The 15,546-nt window shown below is 62.7% G+C and carries 13 protein-coding genes; 4 read left to right on the plus strand and 9 right to left on the minus strand.

From position 1 onward, the window contains the following. Positions 1-5: 5 nt before the first annotated feature. The 9 genes from AC07W0_RS12390 to AC07W0_RS12430 all read right to left on the minus strand — a co-directional run bounded on the left by AC07W0_RS12390 (position 6) and on the right by AC07W0_RS12430 (position 10,954). Positions 6-1,331, minus strand: a complete 1,326-nt coding sequence (locus AC07W0_RS12390; RefSeq protein WP_102617494.1) for a PAS domain-containing sensor histidine kinase — start codon at positions 1,329-1,331, stop codon at positions 6-8. A gap of 5 nt (positions 1,332-1,336) precedes the next feature. Then, positions 1,337-1,792 (minus strand): nickel-responsive transcriptional regulator NikR, encoded by a 456-nt coding sequence (nikR, locus tag AC07W0_RS12395; RefSeq protein ID WP_046383278.1) that lies wholly within the window; start codon positions 1,790-1,792, stop codon positions 1,337-1,339. Between the two features lie 12 nt (positions 1,793-1,804). Then, positions 1,805-3,262 carry a nickel-dependent hydrogenase large subunit gene (locus tag AC07W0_RS12400; RefSeq protein WP_102617495.1) on the minus strand — a complete coding sequence of 486 codons (1,458 nt, stop codon included), beginning with the start codon at positions 3,260-3,262 and terminating at the stop codon, positions 1,805-1,807. Positions 3,263-3,270: 8 nt separating this feature from the next. Then, the gene (locus AC07W0_RS12405; RefSeq protein WP_017845585.1) at positions 3,271-4,275 is read right to left on the minus strand and encodes an NADH-quinone oxidoreductase subunit B family protein; all 1,005 of its coding nucleotides are present in this window, start codon (positions 4,273-4,275) and stop codon (positions 3,271-3,273) included. After that, a complete protein-coding gene (locus AC07W0_RS12410; RefSeq protein ID WP_226926216.1) occupies positions 4,272-5,696 on the minus strand; it encodes a sigma-54-dependent transcriptional regulator in 1,425 nt (474 codons plus the stop codon). Before AC07W0_RS12410 ends, AC07W0_RS12405 begins: the two co-directional genes overlap by 4 nt. A gap of 207 nt (positions 5,697-5,903) precedes the next feature. Next, entirely contained in the window at positions 5,904-6,452 is a 549-nt protein-coding gene (locus AC07W0_RS12415) for a cupin domain-containing protein (protein WP_046486974.1), read from the minus strand. Between the two features lie 261 nt (positions 6,453-6,713). Further along, a complete protein-coding gene (locus tag AC07W0_RS12420; RefSeq protein WP_102617496.1) occupies positions 6,714-7,994 on the minus strand; it encodes an NAD(P)/FAD-dependent oxidoreductase in 1,281 nt (426 codons plus the stop codon). Between the two features lie 59 nt (positions 7,995-8,053). Next, positions 8,054-9,544: an aldehyde dehydrogenase gene (locus AC07W0_RS12425; RefSeq protein WP_102617497.1), complete on the minus strand. Its 1,491-nt coding sequence runs from the start codon at positions 9,542-9,544 to the stop codon at positions 8,054-8,056. Between the two features lie 33 nt (positions 9,545-9,577). Beyond that, entirely contained in the window at positions 9,578-10,954 is a 1,377-nt protein-coding gene (locus tag AC07W0_RS12430; RefSeq protein WP_017845581.1) for a glutamine synthetase family protein, read from the minus strand. A 265-nt stretch (positions 10,955-11,219) separates the two neighbouring features. Here AC07W0_RS12430 and AC07W0_RS12435 point away from each other — a divergent pair, with 265 nt between their 5' ends. The 4 genes from AC07W0_RS12435 to AC07W0_RS12450 all read left to right on the plus strand — a co-directional run bounded on the left by AC07W0_RS12435 (position 11,220) and on the right by AC07W0_RS12450 (position 15,167). Next, positions 11,220-11,981 carry a gamma-glutamyl-gamma-aminobutyrate hydrolase family protein gene (locus AC07W0_RS12435; RefSeq protein ID WP_046486965.1) on the plus strand — a complete coding sequence of 254 codons (762 nt, stop codon included), beginning with the start codon at positions 11,220-11,222 and terminating at the stop codon, positions 11,979-11,981. A gap of 245 nt (positions 11,982-12,226) precedes the next feature. After that, complete coding sequence (locus tag AC07W0_RS12440; RefSeq protein WP_017845579.1) at positions 12,227-13,369, plus strand: ABC transporter ATP-binding protein; 1,143 nt, start codon at positions 12,227-12,229, stop codon at positions 13,367-13,369. A 44-nt stretch (positions 13,370-13,413) separates the two neighbouring features. Further along, positions 13,414-14,295: an ABC transporter permease subunit gene (locus AC07W0_RS12445; RefSeq protein ID WP_162231507.1), complete on the plus strand. Its 882-nt coding sequence runs from the start codon at positions 13,414-13,416 to the stop codon at positions 14,293-14,295. Further along, positions 14,292-15,167 (plus strand): ABC transporter permease subunit, encoded by an 876-nt coding sequence (locus AC07W0_RS12450; RefSeq protein WP_017845577.1) that lies wholly within the window; start codon positions 14,292-14,294, stop codon positions 15,165-15,167. Before AC07W0_RS12445 ends, AC07W0_RS12450 begins: the two co-directional genes overlap by 4 nt. The last annotated feature ends 379 nt before the right edge of the window (positions 15,168-15,546 follow it).

Consider the following 15,546-nt stretch of genomic DNA (forward strand, 5'->3'; position numbering starts at 1 on the left):
TCGGCTCAGGCGGGCCCGGCTTCGGGCAGCGTCACGGTGAACTGCGCACCGCCCTCGGGGTGATTGGCGGCCACCATCCGACCGCCACAGCGTTCGATGATGCCGTAGCTGATCGACAGGCCCAGGCCCGTGCCTTTGCCCACGGACTTGGTGCTGAAGAACGGGTCGAACACCTGGCTCAGGTGTTTCTCTGCGATGCCCGCACCGTTGTCGCGTAAACGCAGGGTGACCCAGCCCGGCTCCTGGGTCACCTCGATCCAGACTGTCGGCAAGGCCTGGTTGGCCGCTTGCGCCGCATCGTAGGCGTTCTGCATCAGGTTCATCAGCACTTGCAGCAATTGCCCGGCATTGCCGCGCACCGGCGGTGTGTCAACGGCCTGCCAATGCACCTGCAGATCGGGCGCGACGCCACGGCAGACCCAGTGGATGGCGCGCTCGATGACGTCATTGAGGTCGACCTCGCCCAGCGCTTCACGATCCACCGCCGAGAAGCGCTTCAGGGCGCTGACGATGTCGGCGGTGCGTTGCGCGCCTTCCATGCTGCCCTCGATCAACGACGGCAAATCGCTCAGCAGCGGATCGATGCGTAGCTGTTGGCGCAAGGCTTGAAGACTGGCGTGCGACTCGCCGCCGTGGACCGCTTGCAGGTACTGCTGCAGGCGTTTGCCATAGCTGTCGAGCACATGCGCGTTGGCCAGCACGAAGCTGATGGGGTTGTTCAGTTCGTGGGCGACACCAGCCACCAGGCGCCCCAGCGAGGCCATTTTTTCCGCGTGCAACAGTTGCTGTTGAGTGCGCTTGAGCGCCTCGTGGGCCTCGTGCAGTTGGCGATACGCGTGCTGGAGTTCGCCCAGCGGTCGCCCCACCAGCACGTGCCCGATAAAGCGTCCATTGCCCGTGCTGCGCACGGTGCAACTGACGTCCACGGGCACCGGCGCGCCGTGGACATCCTTGAAGTTGACCTCCAGCGAGGCGCTGGCGTTGGGATGGCGCAGGCTGGCGAGGGTCTGGCGCAACTGGGTTTCACTGTGGGGGTCGGCCAACAAGACATAGGCCGGGCTGCCGGACAATGACTGTTCATCACGGCCGACCAGCGTGCGCAGCGCGCTGTTGCTCTCCTCGATGCGCCCTTGCGGGTCGCAGGCCAGCAACACGTCGGACATCGACGACAGCAACCCGGCGATAAACTGCTGCGACTGCTCCAGTTCGACGTTCTTCTCTTCCAGGGCGATTTCGTCTTGCACCAGCTTGGAATAGACCTCGTCCATCCTCGCGATGACTTCGATCCAGGCGTCTTCGTCGAGGCTGCCGGGTGGCGGTTTACGGGCCATGGTCGTCAGCTTTTAGGGTGCAGATGCAGGTGACTGTGGGCCTGCTCGTGGCTCGCACCCTGCTCCACCGGGATCAGGTTCAGCGAGCCATGACGCACGCCGCGTTCGGCGCACACGCGATGGGCAAAATCGCGCACTTCATCGGACGAGCCCTTGAGCATCAGGCTTTCCAGGCAGTTGTCGTGATCCAGATGCACATGCTGGCTGGCAATGGTCAGGTGATGATGCGCGTGCTGCAGGTCCATCACCCGTTCGGTGAGGGTGCGCGAATGGTGATCGTAAACGAAGCTCAGGTTGGCCACGCAATGCGGCGCCTGGCCTTGTTCCAGGCGCGCCTGTTCGATATGCCGCCGCAAAATGTCGCGCATGGCCTCGGAACGGTTGTGGTAACCCTGGTCGCGAATCAGCGCGTCCAGTTCCTCAGCGAGGCCACGGTCCAGGGAAATGGTCAGGCGTTCCATGGGATTTCCTTTTCAATGCACCGTGCAAACCATGCACGGGTCAAAAGAACGAACGATATGTTGCACCGCTACCGGGCTTTTTTCGCCGGGTAACACGGGAGCACCCTGCAAGGCTTGTTCCAATGCCCCGGGCTGGCCCTGGGCATCGCGTGGCGAGAAGTTCCAGGTGGTCGGGGCGATGATCTGGTAGCGGGAGATTTTCCCGTGCTCCACCTCCAGCCAATGCCCCAGTGCGCCACGCGCCGCTTCGGTCAGGCCGACCGCGCGGCCTTTGTCGGGTAATGCTGCGGCGCGGTAATACGGCTCGCCGGGGCGCAGGGCGATCAACCAGCTTTCCATCAGCGGCACCACCTGCGCCAACTCCAGCAAACGCGCGAGCAGGCGGGTATAAACCGTTGCCGAACAGCGTGCCACGGCATCGCGCAGCAGCGCTTGGCCGGCAATCAACTGGCGTGCAATGGCGCCGGTTTCCAGCACCGCGCCGGCCAGGCGCGGGGCTTTGTTCCAGGTATACGCGTCGGGTTTTTCCATCAACGGCTGGGTTTGCCCATCGGCCGGGTGGCGCGGGCCGCCAGCGTCGTCGAGCCAGGCATGCGCGCTGTCTTCGCGGATATCGTCCAGGTCCAGCGCTTGTACACACTGGGTGACGCCATTCCACAGGCCGCGCGGGAACACCATCGAGCCATCGGCTCGCGGATACGCCCCGTAGGAAAGATACAGCCCCGGCCCCGGCCCCAGATGCTCAAGCCCGGTGTCCAGGGCGATCTGCAGAAATTGGCGGAAATCGCCCTGCCCCGGCGCTTCGGCGTGCCATGCCCATAGCTGGTTTTCGCTGGTGAAACCATTGATACGCTCCAGCGGCGCGGCGAACAGCTCGCTTTCCAGAAACTGCCGGAACTCGCGAACGCGGGTCAGCAGGCGCAGGCGCTCGGCGGCATCGATGGCGCGGGTCGAGCCACCCGGTTGGATCGAGCCGGTGTGCGGCCACTTGCCGCCCAGTGTGCCGATCAAATCCAGCCAGCGTTTACGCGCAGAAATGGCCAGGCGCTGCTGGCTGCCCTGAAGCGGGGTAAAGCGCGCCACCGCGTCTGGATACCAAGGGCGCTCGGCGTACACCGGGCGCACGAAATCCGGCATGAAAAACAGGTAGAAATGGCTCAAGTGATCGGCGAGGTTTTCGGTGGCGGCCATCAGGTTGATTGCCAGCAGGCCGTTGTCCGGCGGCTGTACGCCGGCCAGCCCGGCCAGGGCGCGGGCGGCGGCGATCGATTGCGACACCGAGCAGATTCCGCAGATGCGTGGCGCGTAGGTCAGCGCATCGAGCGGTGCGTGTTGCAGCAGGATTTGCTCGAAGCCACGGTACATGGTGGCGTTGACCCGTGCCGAACGCACATGGCCATCTTCCACGTCCAGCTGTACTTCCAGATCGCCTTCAACCCGATTGAATGGGCCGACCACCAAACGTGACATGCAAACTCCTAACGGCGGGGGGTGCGTACCGACGGCGCGATCAGCGGGTGATCGGACGTCGCATTCTGTTTGACGCGCTTGGGGGTGGCGGACTTGGACAGCGCCGACAGGGCGACGAACCAGGCCTTGGGCATGTCGATGGGCAAACCGATGGGAATGCCCGCCAGCTTCGGCGTGCGCTGAAAGGCGTGCCCCGGTTCTTCGAAGCCCGGGGCGGTGCAGTTGATGCAGGCAAACCCGCCACGGGTACACGAGCCCTCGCCGTTCCACAGGCGGGTATTGCAGTCGCCGTGGGCCTGGGTGCCTTTGCAGCCGAGGTTTTCCATCATGCAGCCCAGGTCCGAGGGCTTTTCCGCACTGGCTTTGTATTCGTAGAACTCATTGCGCGTGCAGCCCTGATGCACCAGTTGGTCGGCGTAGAAACGCGGACGCCCGATGACGTCCAGATCGGCCTCGGCGAACAGCCCGGCGGCCAGCGCCATCAAGGTGTCGGTCACCCAGCCGGGGTGCGTCGGGCAACCGGCCACGTTGATCACCGGCAAGCCGCGCAACGACCGATAATCGGCACCCAGCAGGCCGCCGCGATGCTCACCGTCAAATTGCAGGCCGCAGGCGTCGGTCGGGTTGCTGCCCGCAGCGGTGATGCCTCCGTAGGCCGCACAAGTGCCGATGCCCAAGGTGTATTGGGCCACCGCCGCGAGTTTGCGCACCCAGTCGATCATCGGCGCATCGGTGCCCGCCAGCATGTGAAAGCGCCCGGTGCCGTGCGGGCCGCGCAGCAATGAGCCTTCGATGCACAAGGCATCGAGCCGGGTGCGACCTTGCAGGCAGTCCTCCAGGATATCCAGCACCTGATCACCGCTTTCAAGGGACAGCGATGGATGCCAGAGCAACTCAATCCCCGCACTGCGCCACATCGCGAAAAAATCCTGGGTATCGGCGCACAGCAAGGACATGTTGCAACCGCCGCAACCGCCCGATTGCAGCCACAGCACTCGGAAGGGGGTGTTCATCGGGCTTCCTCCAGGCCAAGACGGCGCAATTTCTGGCGCAGGCCCACGCGCGACAAGCCCAGTTCACGGGCCGCATGGGTTTTGTTCCAGCGGTGACGCAGCAGCGATTCCTTGAGTATGGTCGCTTCGATAGCGTCCAGTTGTTCTTGCAACGTGCCCGTGGGAGGCGACAGGCGTATGTCGTTGGTGTTGCGTCCCTGGCCCTGCATGACGCGCCAGGAAAACGAATGAGCACCGATTTGCGAGCCTTCCGACAACGCAGCGGCGCGGTAGATTTCGTTGCGCAACTCGCGAATATTACCGGGCCATGGGTAACCGATCAGGCTCGCCAGGGCGTCGTCGGCGAAGTGCAGGTTTGGCAGGTCCAGCTCCAGGCGGGCATCGTCGAGCAGCTTTTTGGCGATGGGCATCAGGTCGGCGGTGCGCTCGCGCAACGGCGGCAAGCCCAGGCTGACCGTGGACAGCCGGTAATAAAGGTCGCTGCGAAAACGTCCGGTGGCGACATCTTGCTCCAGGTCGCGATGGGTCGCCGCGATCACCCGCACATCGACCCGCACCGTGCTCGAGGCGCCGACCGGGCGCAGTTCGCCCTCTTGCAAGACGCGCAACAACTTGACCTGAAAAGCCGGCGAGGTGTCGCCGATTTCATCGAGTAGCAAGGTGCCGCCATTAGCACGCTGGAACAGCCCGATGTGATCCTGATGCGCGCCGGTGAAGGCGCCGCGCTTGTGCCCGAACAGCTCGGACTCCAGCAAGGTATCGGGCAGCGCCGCGCAGTTCTCCATGACAAAGGCATTACTCGCACGCGGGCTGGCGTAATGGATGGCGCGGGCCAGCAACTCTTTGCCCGTGCCCGATTCGCCCAGCAGCAGCACCGACAAATCATAGCGGGCGACCCGTGCGGCCAACTCACAGACCGCATCCAGCGGGCCGCCGGGGCTGCGCACGATGCGCGAGAAATCGAAGGTATCGCGTACCCGCTCCAGGGTTTCGCGGCTGCGGCGACGCAGCGCTGGCGTACCGGCGCGCAGTTCCAGGTCCAGTCGCTGCATATGGTTTTGCAACGATTGGCTCTCGACCGCATTGCGCACGGTGTTGAGCAGGTTTTCAGGCAGCCAGGGCTTGAGCAGGTACTGATAGATACCGGCCTGATTGACGCCCGCGATGATGTCTTCCGAATCGGTGTAGCCCGACAGCACGATGCGGACCACCCCCGGCCAGCGCTCGCGCACTTCCTTGAGAAATTCGATACCGCTGACATGGGGCATGCGCTGGTCGCAGAGGATCACCGCGACCACATGCTGTTCCAGCAGTTCGCGTGCTTGCCCGGCCGACTCGGCCAGCAGCACCTGGAATTCCTGATCGAGTACCCGGCGTAACGATTCGCGCGAACGCAGCTCATCGTCCACTACCAGGATCATGGGCAAGTCGGATTGCGAGTCGAATGGGGAGGTCATGAGTCAGCGAAAGGCCGATTATTGAAGTTCATTGCAACATTATGTTGCTGCAAGTCATGGCGTCGATGGTAGCACGGTGCCAAAAGCAGACGAGGGTTTTCCTTCGGGGGAGGCCGCTACGGGATGTGTTTTAAACAGCGTCTTGCTCCGCCGGGTTATGCCGCCCCCGGCCTAGAAGTTCGCCGGCGTATTCGCGCTGATGATTTCCGCCTCATCCTGCCCGATATTGCGGAACCTGTGGGGCAAGGTGGTGGGGAAGTAATAACCATCCCCCGGGTTCAATACGCTGACCTGGCCATCGACAGTGAGTTCGACGGTGCCACGGGTGACGAGGCCGCACTCCTCGCCTTCGACATGCACGATCGGCTCTTCGCCAGAACTGGCGCCGGGTGCGTACTGCTCGCGCAGAAAGCGCATCTGGCGACTGGGGATCGGCGCGCCCACCAGCAGCAGGCGCAGGCCGTCGCGACCCAGGTCGGGCTGTTCGTTGGCGCGGAAGACGTATTGGTGTTCGCGTGGCGGCTGGTCGAAGGTGAAAAAGTCCGCCAGGGACATGGGGATGCTTTCCAGCAGCTTTTTCAGGGAACTGACGGAGGGACTGACGCGATTCTGTTCGATCAGGGAAATGGTGGCGTTGGTCACGCCGCTACGACGGGCCAGCTCGCGCTGGGAGAGTTTGTAGCTTTCGCGAACGAGTTTGAGTCGGGTGCCCGTGTCCATAGCTGCCTTATATAAGGGGGGATTGTCGTGATGTTTATTGGTTGCGATAGCGCTGCAGGAGCTGGGGCGAGCGCGGGCAGGCAATGTTGCGAAATTCGCCGATTACCCGACCCGGAAACCTGAAAGGCGGCTATTAAATCACGTTTGCGGGTGGAGCTGTAGCGCTGCTGAATATGCCTGCATGCGCAAAAAAAGCAAGCCCGCGGCCGCGGCCGAAGGCGGCGTGGGCCGGGGGCTCGCGGCGTGCGTGTGGCTGACCGGTCAAATACCGAGTCGGTCGCGCAGGGCGTAGTAGGCGGCGCCCATGGCCGTCAGCGGGGCCTGGAAGGTGCGGCCGCCGAACATCGGCATGTGCGGCAGCGAGGCGAAGGCGTCGAAGCGTTCGGCGTCACCGCGGATCACTTCGCTGATCAGCTTGCCCGCGAGGTGCGAACAGGTGACGCCGTGGCCGCTATACCCTTGCATGTAGTAGGCGTTCTTTTCGATACGGCCGAATTGCGGCATGCGCGACATCGTCAGCAGGAAGTTGCCGGTCCAGCGGTAGTCGATCTTGACGTTTTTCAACTGCGGGAAGGTCTTGAGGATCTTCGGCCGGATCAGTTGTTCGATGTCGTCCGGCTCGCGGGCGCCGTAGACCACGCCGCCGCCGTACAGCAAACGGTTGTCAGCGGTCAGACGGTAATAGTCGAGCAGGTAGTTGCAGTCTTCGACGCAGTAATTGTGGGTAATCAGGCTGCGTGCCACTGCCTCCGACAGCGGCTCGGTGACCACGATCTGCGAGCCGCAGGGCATGCTTTTGCGCGTCACCCGAGGGTCGAGATTCTGCGGCAGGTAGGCGTTGCCGGCGATCAGCAGGTACTTGGCGCGAACCACACCCTTGGCTGTGCGTACCACGTTGGGTTCGCCGTAGGTGATTTCCTCGGCCGCCGATTGTTCGAAGATCTTGCCGCCCAGGCCGATAATCGCGCTGGCTTCGCCCAGGGCCAGGTTCAGCGGATGGACGTGGCCGCCCTGCTTGTCCAGCAGGCCGCCGATGTAATTTTCACAGCCCACTTCGTTTGCCATGTCTTTGGCGTCGAGCAGTTGCAGGTTGCGGTTGCCATAGCGCTCCCAACTGCTTTTCTGTTCGACCAGGCCCTTGAGCTGTTTTTTGTTCAACGCGGCGAAGATCCCGCCCGGGCGGTAGTCGCACTGGATGTCGTAGTGCTGGATGCGCTGGCGAATGATCTCGGCGCCTTCGAACATCATGCTGCCGAGGATTTCGGCGCTCTTTTCGCCGTAGCGCTGCTCGATGACATCCACATCACGGCTGTAGGAATTGACCAGTTGCCCGCCGTTGCGCCCGCTGGCGCCAAAGCCGACCTTGGCCGCTTCGAGCACGGTGACGCTGTAGCCGGCTTCCGCCAGGAACAGCGCCGACGACAGGCCAGTGTAGCCGGCGCCGATGACACAGACATCACACTCGACCAACTCTTCAAGCACAGGGAAGTCGCCGGTGTGGTTGCGGGTCGCGGCGTAATAGCTGTTTACATGGGGTTGCATGGTTAGGACTCCCTGGCGACTGGCCGGCACGCGCCGGCAATCGCCGTTGTTATTTGGGCTTAGAGCTTGATCCAGGTGGCTTTGAGCTCGGTGTACTTGTCAAAGGCGTGCAGCGACTTGTCGCGGCCATTGCCCGACTGTTTAAAGCCGCCGAACGGCGCGGTCATGTCGCCGCCGTCGTACTGGTTGACCCACACGCTGCCGGCACGCAGGCCCCGGGCAAAGCGGTGGGCGCGGCTGAGGTCGGCGGTCCACACTGCGGCGGCCAGGCCGAAGATGCTGTCGTTGGCGATCGACAGCGCTTCTTCTTCGGTGTCGAAGCTGATCAGCGACAACACCGGGCCGAAGATTTCTTCGCGGGCGATGGTCATGGCATTGGTCACGCCGTCGAAAACCGTCGGCTCCACGTACTGGCCACCGGTGTCTTGCAGGGTGCGCTGGCCGCCAACCAAGAGTTGGGCGCCCTGCTCCTTGCCGATCTCGATGTAGCGCAACACGTTGTCCAGTTGCCGCTGATCGACCACTGCACCGACCTTGGTCGCCGGGTCCAGTGGATGCCCCGGCTTCCAGGCCTGGAACGCCTCCACCAGCAGCGCAATGAAGGGCTCGCGGATCGACCGTTGCACCAGCAGGCGCGACCCGGCCACGCAGACTTCGCCCTGGTTGAAGGCAATCGCTGCAGCCGCAGCGGCGGCGGCAGCGCGCAAGTCCGGGGCATCGGCGAACACCACATTGGGGCTCTTGCCACCGGCCTCCAGCCACACCCGTTTCATATTGCTCTGGCCGGAATACACCAGCAGTTGCTTGGCCACCGCGGTAGAACCGGTAAAGGCCAGCACATCCACATCCCTATGCAAGGCCAGCGCCTTGCCGACGGTGTGACCGTAGCCCGGCAGCACGTTGAACACGCCTGCGGGAATGCCGGCTTCGAGGGCCAGCTGGGCCAGGCGAATGGCGGTCAGCGGCGACTTTTCCGAAGGTTTAAGGATGAACGAGTTACCCGCCGCCAGGGCCGGCGCGAACTTCCAACTGGCCATGATCATCGGGAAGTTCCACGGCACGATGGCCGCGACCACGCCGCAGGGTTCGCGGGTGATCAGGCCCAACTGGTCGTGGGGCGTGGGCGCCACTTCGTCGTAGAGCTTGTCGATGGCCTCGGCACTCCAGCGGATCGCGTTGGCGGTGGCCGGTACGTCGATGGCCATGGAGTCGCCGATCGGCTTGCCCATGTCGAGGGTTTCCAGGAGCGCCAGTTCTTCCTGGTGTTCGAGGACCAGATCGGCGAAACGGATCAGCACGCGCTTGCGCGCCGCCGGGGCCTGCAAGCGCCAGATCCCGGACTCGAACGCCCGGCGTGCAGCGATTACCGCGGCGTCGGCGTCGGCCTCATCGGTGCTGGCGACCGTGGCCAGAAAACGCCCGTCCACCGGGCTGATGCTGTCAAAGGTTTCGCCGCTGGCGGCCCAACGGTATTCGCCGTCGATAAAGGCCCGGCCTTCAAGGTTCAGGGACTGGAAGTACTGCTCCCAGTCGTTGCGATGCTTGGTCATAGGGTGTGCTCAACGCAAAAAGTGGGAGGGCCGTCAGACCGTGTGCAGGTACCAGTTGTACTCAAGGTCGGAGATCGAGTTTTCGAACTCGGCCAGTTCGCTTTCCTTGCACGCGACAAACACGTCGATGTACAGCGGGTCGATGTACCGGGCCATGACCTCGCTGTCGTCCAGCTCGCGCAGGGCGTCGCGCAGGTTGTTGGGCAGGCTCTGTTCGTTCTGCTCGTAGGAGTTGCCTTCGACCGGCGCCCCCGGCTCGATCTTGTTGGTCAGGCCGTGGTGGATACCAGCCAATACCGAGGCCATCAGCAGATAAGGGTTGGCGTCGGCACCGGCCACCCGGTGCTCGATACGCACGGCATCCGCCGCGCCGGTCGGCACGCGCACGGCCACGGTGCGGTTGTCGATGCCCCAGCTCGGCGAGTTCGGCACATAGAACTGCGCACCGAAGCGGCGGTAGGAGTTGACGTTCGGGCAGAGGAACGCCATCTGCGCCGGCAGGGTTTCCAGCACACCGCCGATGGCGTGACGCAGGGCGTCGTTGGTCTCGGGGTCTTCGCTGGCGAAGATGTTGTTGCCCTGCTTGTCGAGGATCGAGATGTGTACATGCAAGCCATTACCGGCCTGGCCCGGGTAGGGCTTGGCCATAAAGGTGGTGTCCATCTCGTGGTCGTAGGCGATGTTTTTCACCAGGCGCTTGAGCAGTACCGCGTAGTCGCAGGCTTTGATCGGGTCGCTGACATGGTGCAGGTTGACCTCGAACTGCGCCGGGGCGCTTTCCTTGACGATGGCGTCGGCAGGGATGCCCTGCTCTTTCGCGCCTTCGAGGATGTCCTGCAGGCAATCGACGTATTCGTCGAGGTCATCGATCAGGTAGACCTGGGTCGAATGCGGGCGCTTGCCGGAGATTGGCGAGCGCGGCGCTTGCGGACGGCCGTTCACGTTGTCCTGGTCGATCAGGTAGAACTCCAGCTCGAACGCGGCGCAAATGGTCAGGCCCAATTCGTCGAACTTGCTCACCACCTGGCGCAGCACTTCCCGTGGGTCGGCGAAGAACGGCTGGCCCTCGAGTTCATGCATGGTCATCAACAGCTGCGCGGTGGGACGCTTCTGCCAGGGCTCGATGCTCAGGGTGTCGGGGATCGGGTAGCAGATGCGGTCGGAGTCGCCGATATCCAGGCCCAGGCCAGTGCTTTCCACGGTGGAGCCATTGATGTCCAGGGCAAACAACGACGCGGGGAGGTTGATGCCTTTTTCATACACCTTATGCAAGGCGGTGCGTTCGATACGCTTGCCGCGCACCACGCCATTCATGTCTGCAATCAGCAGATCGACGTACAGGACCTCCGGGTGTTTTTTCAGAAAGGCGTTGGCTTCGTTGAGCTGAACGGTACGCAGTGGGACCGACATGATGCACCTATGTGTTAATTATTATGTTCAAAGCTGTTTCGTAGCAGCAGTCAATCCGAAAGCCAAAGTGAAGTCAATAGCGAGAACAGGCACCACACGTTAATTATATTGGTAGCTATAGCACCAAAACTGGGCGCCAACCCAACCAATCAACACAAACATACTCACGAGCGTTTAGAATTTTTTACATTGAAGTTGTTAATTAAAATCAACAGAGATAAGCTCTGGAAAAACTCGTTCCAGCGTGAATTTCGAGGTGATAAAAATGGCACTCAAGCCATTGATCGGTGTTACAGCGTGCGTCAAAGAGATTGGCTTGCACCCCTACCATGTCAGCGGCGACAAGTATTTGCGTGCTGTCAGCGTCGCGGCCCTCGGGCTGCCGGTGATCATTCCTGCCCTGGCGGACCTCTGCGAGATCAAGGACCTGCTGCACTACGTCGACGGCCTGCTGTTCACCGGCTCGCCGTCCAATGTCGAACCCTTCCACTATCAAGGCGCTCCCAGCGCGCCGGGCACCGCCCATGACCCGCAACGCGACGCCACCACCCTGCCCCTGTTGCGGGCTGCGGTGGCGGCCGGCGTGCCAGTCCTCGGCATCTGCCGCGGCTTCCAGGAAATGAACGTGGCCTTTGGCGGCAGCCTGCACCAGAAGGTGCATGAACTGCCGGGCTTTATGGACCACCGCGAAGCCGACGACCCGCGCCTCGACGTCCAGTACGCCCCGGCGCACCCGGTGGCGATCCAGCCCGGCGGCGTGTTCGAGGCCATGGGCCTGGCCGGCGAGATCCAGGTCAACTCGATCCACAGTCAGGGCATCGACCGCCTGGGTGACGGCCTGCGGGTCGAGGCCCTGGCCCCGGATGGCCTGATCGAAGCCGTTTCCGTGGAGCACAGCCGGGCGTTTGCCTTTGGCGTGCAGTGGCACCCGGAATGGCAGGTCCTGTCGAACCCGGCCTACCTGAGTATTTTCCAGGCCTTTGGCGATGCCTGCCGGCAACGTGCCGCGCAGCGTCAGCGCCTTTGACACCAGGCGGCCCGCGCCGGGCCGCCAGCACTCGCTTTACCGATTGACACGCCCTGCCCACGCGGCGCGCGCACCTGTGTGCGCCTGCCGTGCGGCGTGAACGGCAATACCCGAACAACAACAAGCAAGGCCAGGCAGCCAGGACGGCGGTGCCGAATAAACCTGCATTGCACTGAGGGTGCAGGTTTGCAATCAACCTTATTACGTCAGGCCGTATTGGCCCGACGACCTGTTGGGAGTTTCACATGGCAAACGCCTCCAGCATTTATCGCAAGGCACTGGAAGGTCATCAGCAACCGCAAAAGGTGCTGGTGAAGATCGACCGCGTGACCAAGAAGTTCGACGAAACCGTGGCCGTGGACGATGTGTCCCTGGAGATCCACCAGGGCGAGATCTTCGCCCTGCTCGGCGGTTCGGGCTCGGGCAAATCCACCCTGCTGCGCATGCTCGCCGGTTTCGAACGGCCCACCGAAGGCCGCATCCTGCTGGATGGCGTGGACATCACCGAGATGCCGCCCTATGAGCGGCCGATCAACATGATGTTCCAGTCCTATGCCCTGTTCCCGCACATGACCGTGGCCCAGAACATCGCCTTCGGCCTCAAGCAGGACCGCCTGCCAGCCAGCGAGATCGAGGCGCGGGTCGAGGAAATGCTCAAGCTGGTCCACATGACCCAATACGCCCGGCGCAAACCCCACCAGCTCTCCGGCGGCCAGCGCCAGCGCGTGGCCCTCGCCCGTTCCCTGGCCAAACGCCCGAAACTGCTGTTGCTCGACGAACCCATGGGCGCCCTGGATAAAAAGCTGCGCTCGCAGATGCAACTGGAACTGGTGGAGATCATCGAACGCGTCGGCGTGACCTGCGTGATGGTGACCCACGACCAGGAAGAAGCCATGACCATGGCCCAGCGCATCGCCATCATGCACTTGGGCTGGATCGCCCAGATCGGCAGCCCGGTGGACGTTTACGAAGCGCCGGTGAGCCGCCTGGTCTGCGAGTTCGTCGGCAACGTCAACATCTTCGACACCCAGGTGGTCGACGACGCCGAAGGCCACGCGGTGCTCAAGTGCGCGGACCTGGATCGCAATATCTACGTCGGCTACGGCATCGCCACTTCGGTGGAAGACAAGTCGGTGACCTACGCCATCCGCCCGGAAAAGCTGCTGGTCACCACCCAAATGCCGACCTGCGCGCACAACTGGTCCAGCGGCAAGGTCCACGACATCGCCTACCTCGGCGGGCACTCAGTGTTTTACGTCGAGCTGCCCAGCGGCAAGATCGTCCAGTCGTTCATGGCCAACGCCGAACGCCGTGGCTCCCGACCGTCCTGGGGCGACACCGTGTACGTGTGGTGGGAAGACGACAGCGGCGTGGTACTGCGGGCATGAGTACATCGACCATGAGCACTTTCCATCAAGCGTTGATCCGTGTGCTGCCCAGCGGTCGCAAGCTGGTGATCGGCATTCCCTTCCTCTGGCTGTTCCTGTTTTTCATGCTGCCGTTTTTCCTGGTGATGAAGATCAGCTTCTCCGAAGCGACCGTCTCGATTCCGCCGTATTCGCAGATCTACGGCTTCGTCGACCAGAAACTCCAGGTGCTGCTGAACCTGGGTAACTACAGCCTACTGGGCGCCGACGAGTTGTACATCTCGGCCTACCTGGGCTCGCTGAAGATCGCCCTGCTCAGCACGCTGATGTGCCTGCTGATCGGTTTTCCCATGGCCTATGGGATTTCCAAGACCCGCAAGGAAATGCAAAACGTATTACTGCTGCTGATCATGATGCCGACCTGGACCGCGATCCTGATCCGCGTCTATGCCTGGATGGGCATCCTCAGCAATAACGGCCTGCTCAATGCGTTCCTGATGGGGTGCGGCCTGATATCGAGCCCGATTGAAATCCTCAACACCAACACGGCGGTCTACATCGGCGTGGTCTACGCCTACCTGCCGTTCATGGTGCTGCCGCTCTACGCCAACCTGGTCAAGCACGACCAGAGCCTGCTGGAAGCCGCCTCGGACCTGGGTTCGAGCAACTTCAACAACTTCTGGAAAATCACCGTGCCGCTGGCCAAGAACGGCATCGTCGCCGGCTGCATGCTGGTGTTCATTCCGGTGGTCGGCGAGTTCGTGATCCCGGAACTGCTGGGCGGCCCGGAGACCCTGATGATCGGCCGCGTGCTGTGGCAGGAGTTCTTCAACAACCGCGACTGGCCGGTGGCGTCCGCCCTGGCGGTGGTGATGCTGGCGATCCTGATTATTCCCATCGTGCTGTTCAACCGCAGCCAGGCCAAAGAAATGGAGGCACGGGCATGAAGCGTTTCAGTTTTTCGACCCTGATGCTGGTGCTCGGCTTGTTGTTCATCTACCTGCCGATGCTGATTCTGGTGATCTATTCGTTCAACGCCTCCAAGCTGGTGACGGTCTGGGGCGGCTGGTCGCTCAAGTGGTACCTGGGGCTGTTGGACAACACCCAACTGATGGGTTCGGTGGCCCGTTCCCTGGAGATTGCCTGCTACACCGCCGTGGCCGCCGTGGCCCTGGGCACCCTGGCCGCGTTCGTGCTGACCCGGGTCACCCGCTTCAAGGGCCGGACCCTGTTCGGTGGCCTGGTGACCGCGCCCCTGGTGATGCCGGAAGTGATCACCGGGCTGTCGCTGCTGCTGCTGTTCGTGGCGATGGCGCAGATGATCGGCTGGCCCATGGAACGCGGCCTGGTGACGATCTGGATCGCCCACACCACGTTCTGCGCCGCGTATGTCGCGGTGGTCGTCTCGGCACGCCTGCGCGAGCTGGACCTGTCCATAGAAGAAGCCGCCATGGACCTCGGCGCGCGGCCACTCAAGGTGTTTTTCCTGATCACCATCCCGATGATCGCGCCGTCGTTGGCAGCGGGCGGCATGATGTCGTTCGCCTTGTCCCTGGATGACTTGGTGCTCGCCAGTTTCGTCTCCGGGCCCGGCTCCACCACCCTGCCGATGGAGGTGTTCTCTGCCGTGCGCCTGGGGGTCAAGCCGGAGATCAACGCCGTGGCCAGCCTGATCCTGATGGCGGTGTCGCTGATGACGTTCATGGTCTGGTATTTCAGCCGCAAGGCCGAAGCCAACCGCAAGCGGGCGATCCAGGAAGCCATGGACCAGACCACCAGCGAAACCTGGCAGCCGCAACGCACGCCCGCGACGGCCTAGGCCGTCGTGTGTTACCCCAAATGAACCCCTGCGCACCTTCACTCGGCGCGCCCCGCTTCCGTTCCCGTCGCGCCTTACCACCGCGACCATTGCTGTGAACGGCTTCACCCGGCTCCCTCGGTCAGGGTGAACCCCTTGGCGCCTCCGGGCGCCTTTTTTGCGGCCCGAAAGAGTGCGCGGCACCTCGTGGGACCCGAATAAAAACGCGCTACCTACGATTAATGGCCTCCTGATGGGCATATTGCTGACGTTGTTATCGCGATTGCTGACTGTAGGGGTTCCAATCGCGGTATTGGGTCAACGCTTGCGCCTACCAGAAGGTGCTTGGAGCGTGCTCATCTGGGGCGGCCCGCGATGTGGTGGTTTCCCTGACGTATCT

It is taken from the genome of Pseudomonas sp. GW704-F2, assembly GCF_059423025.1.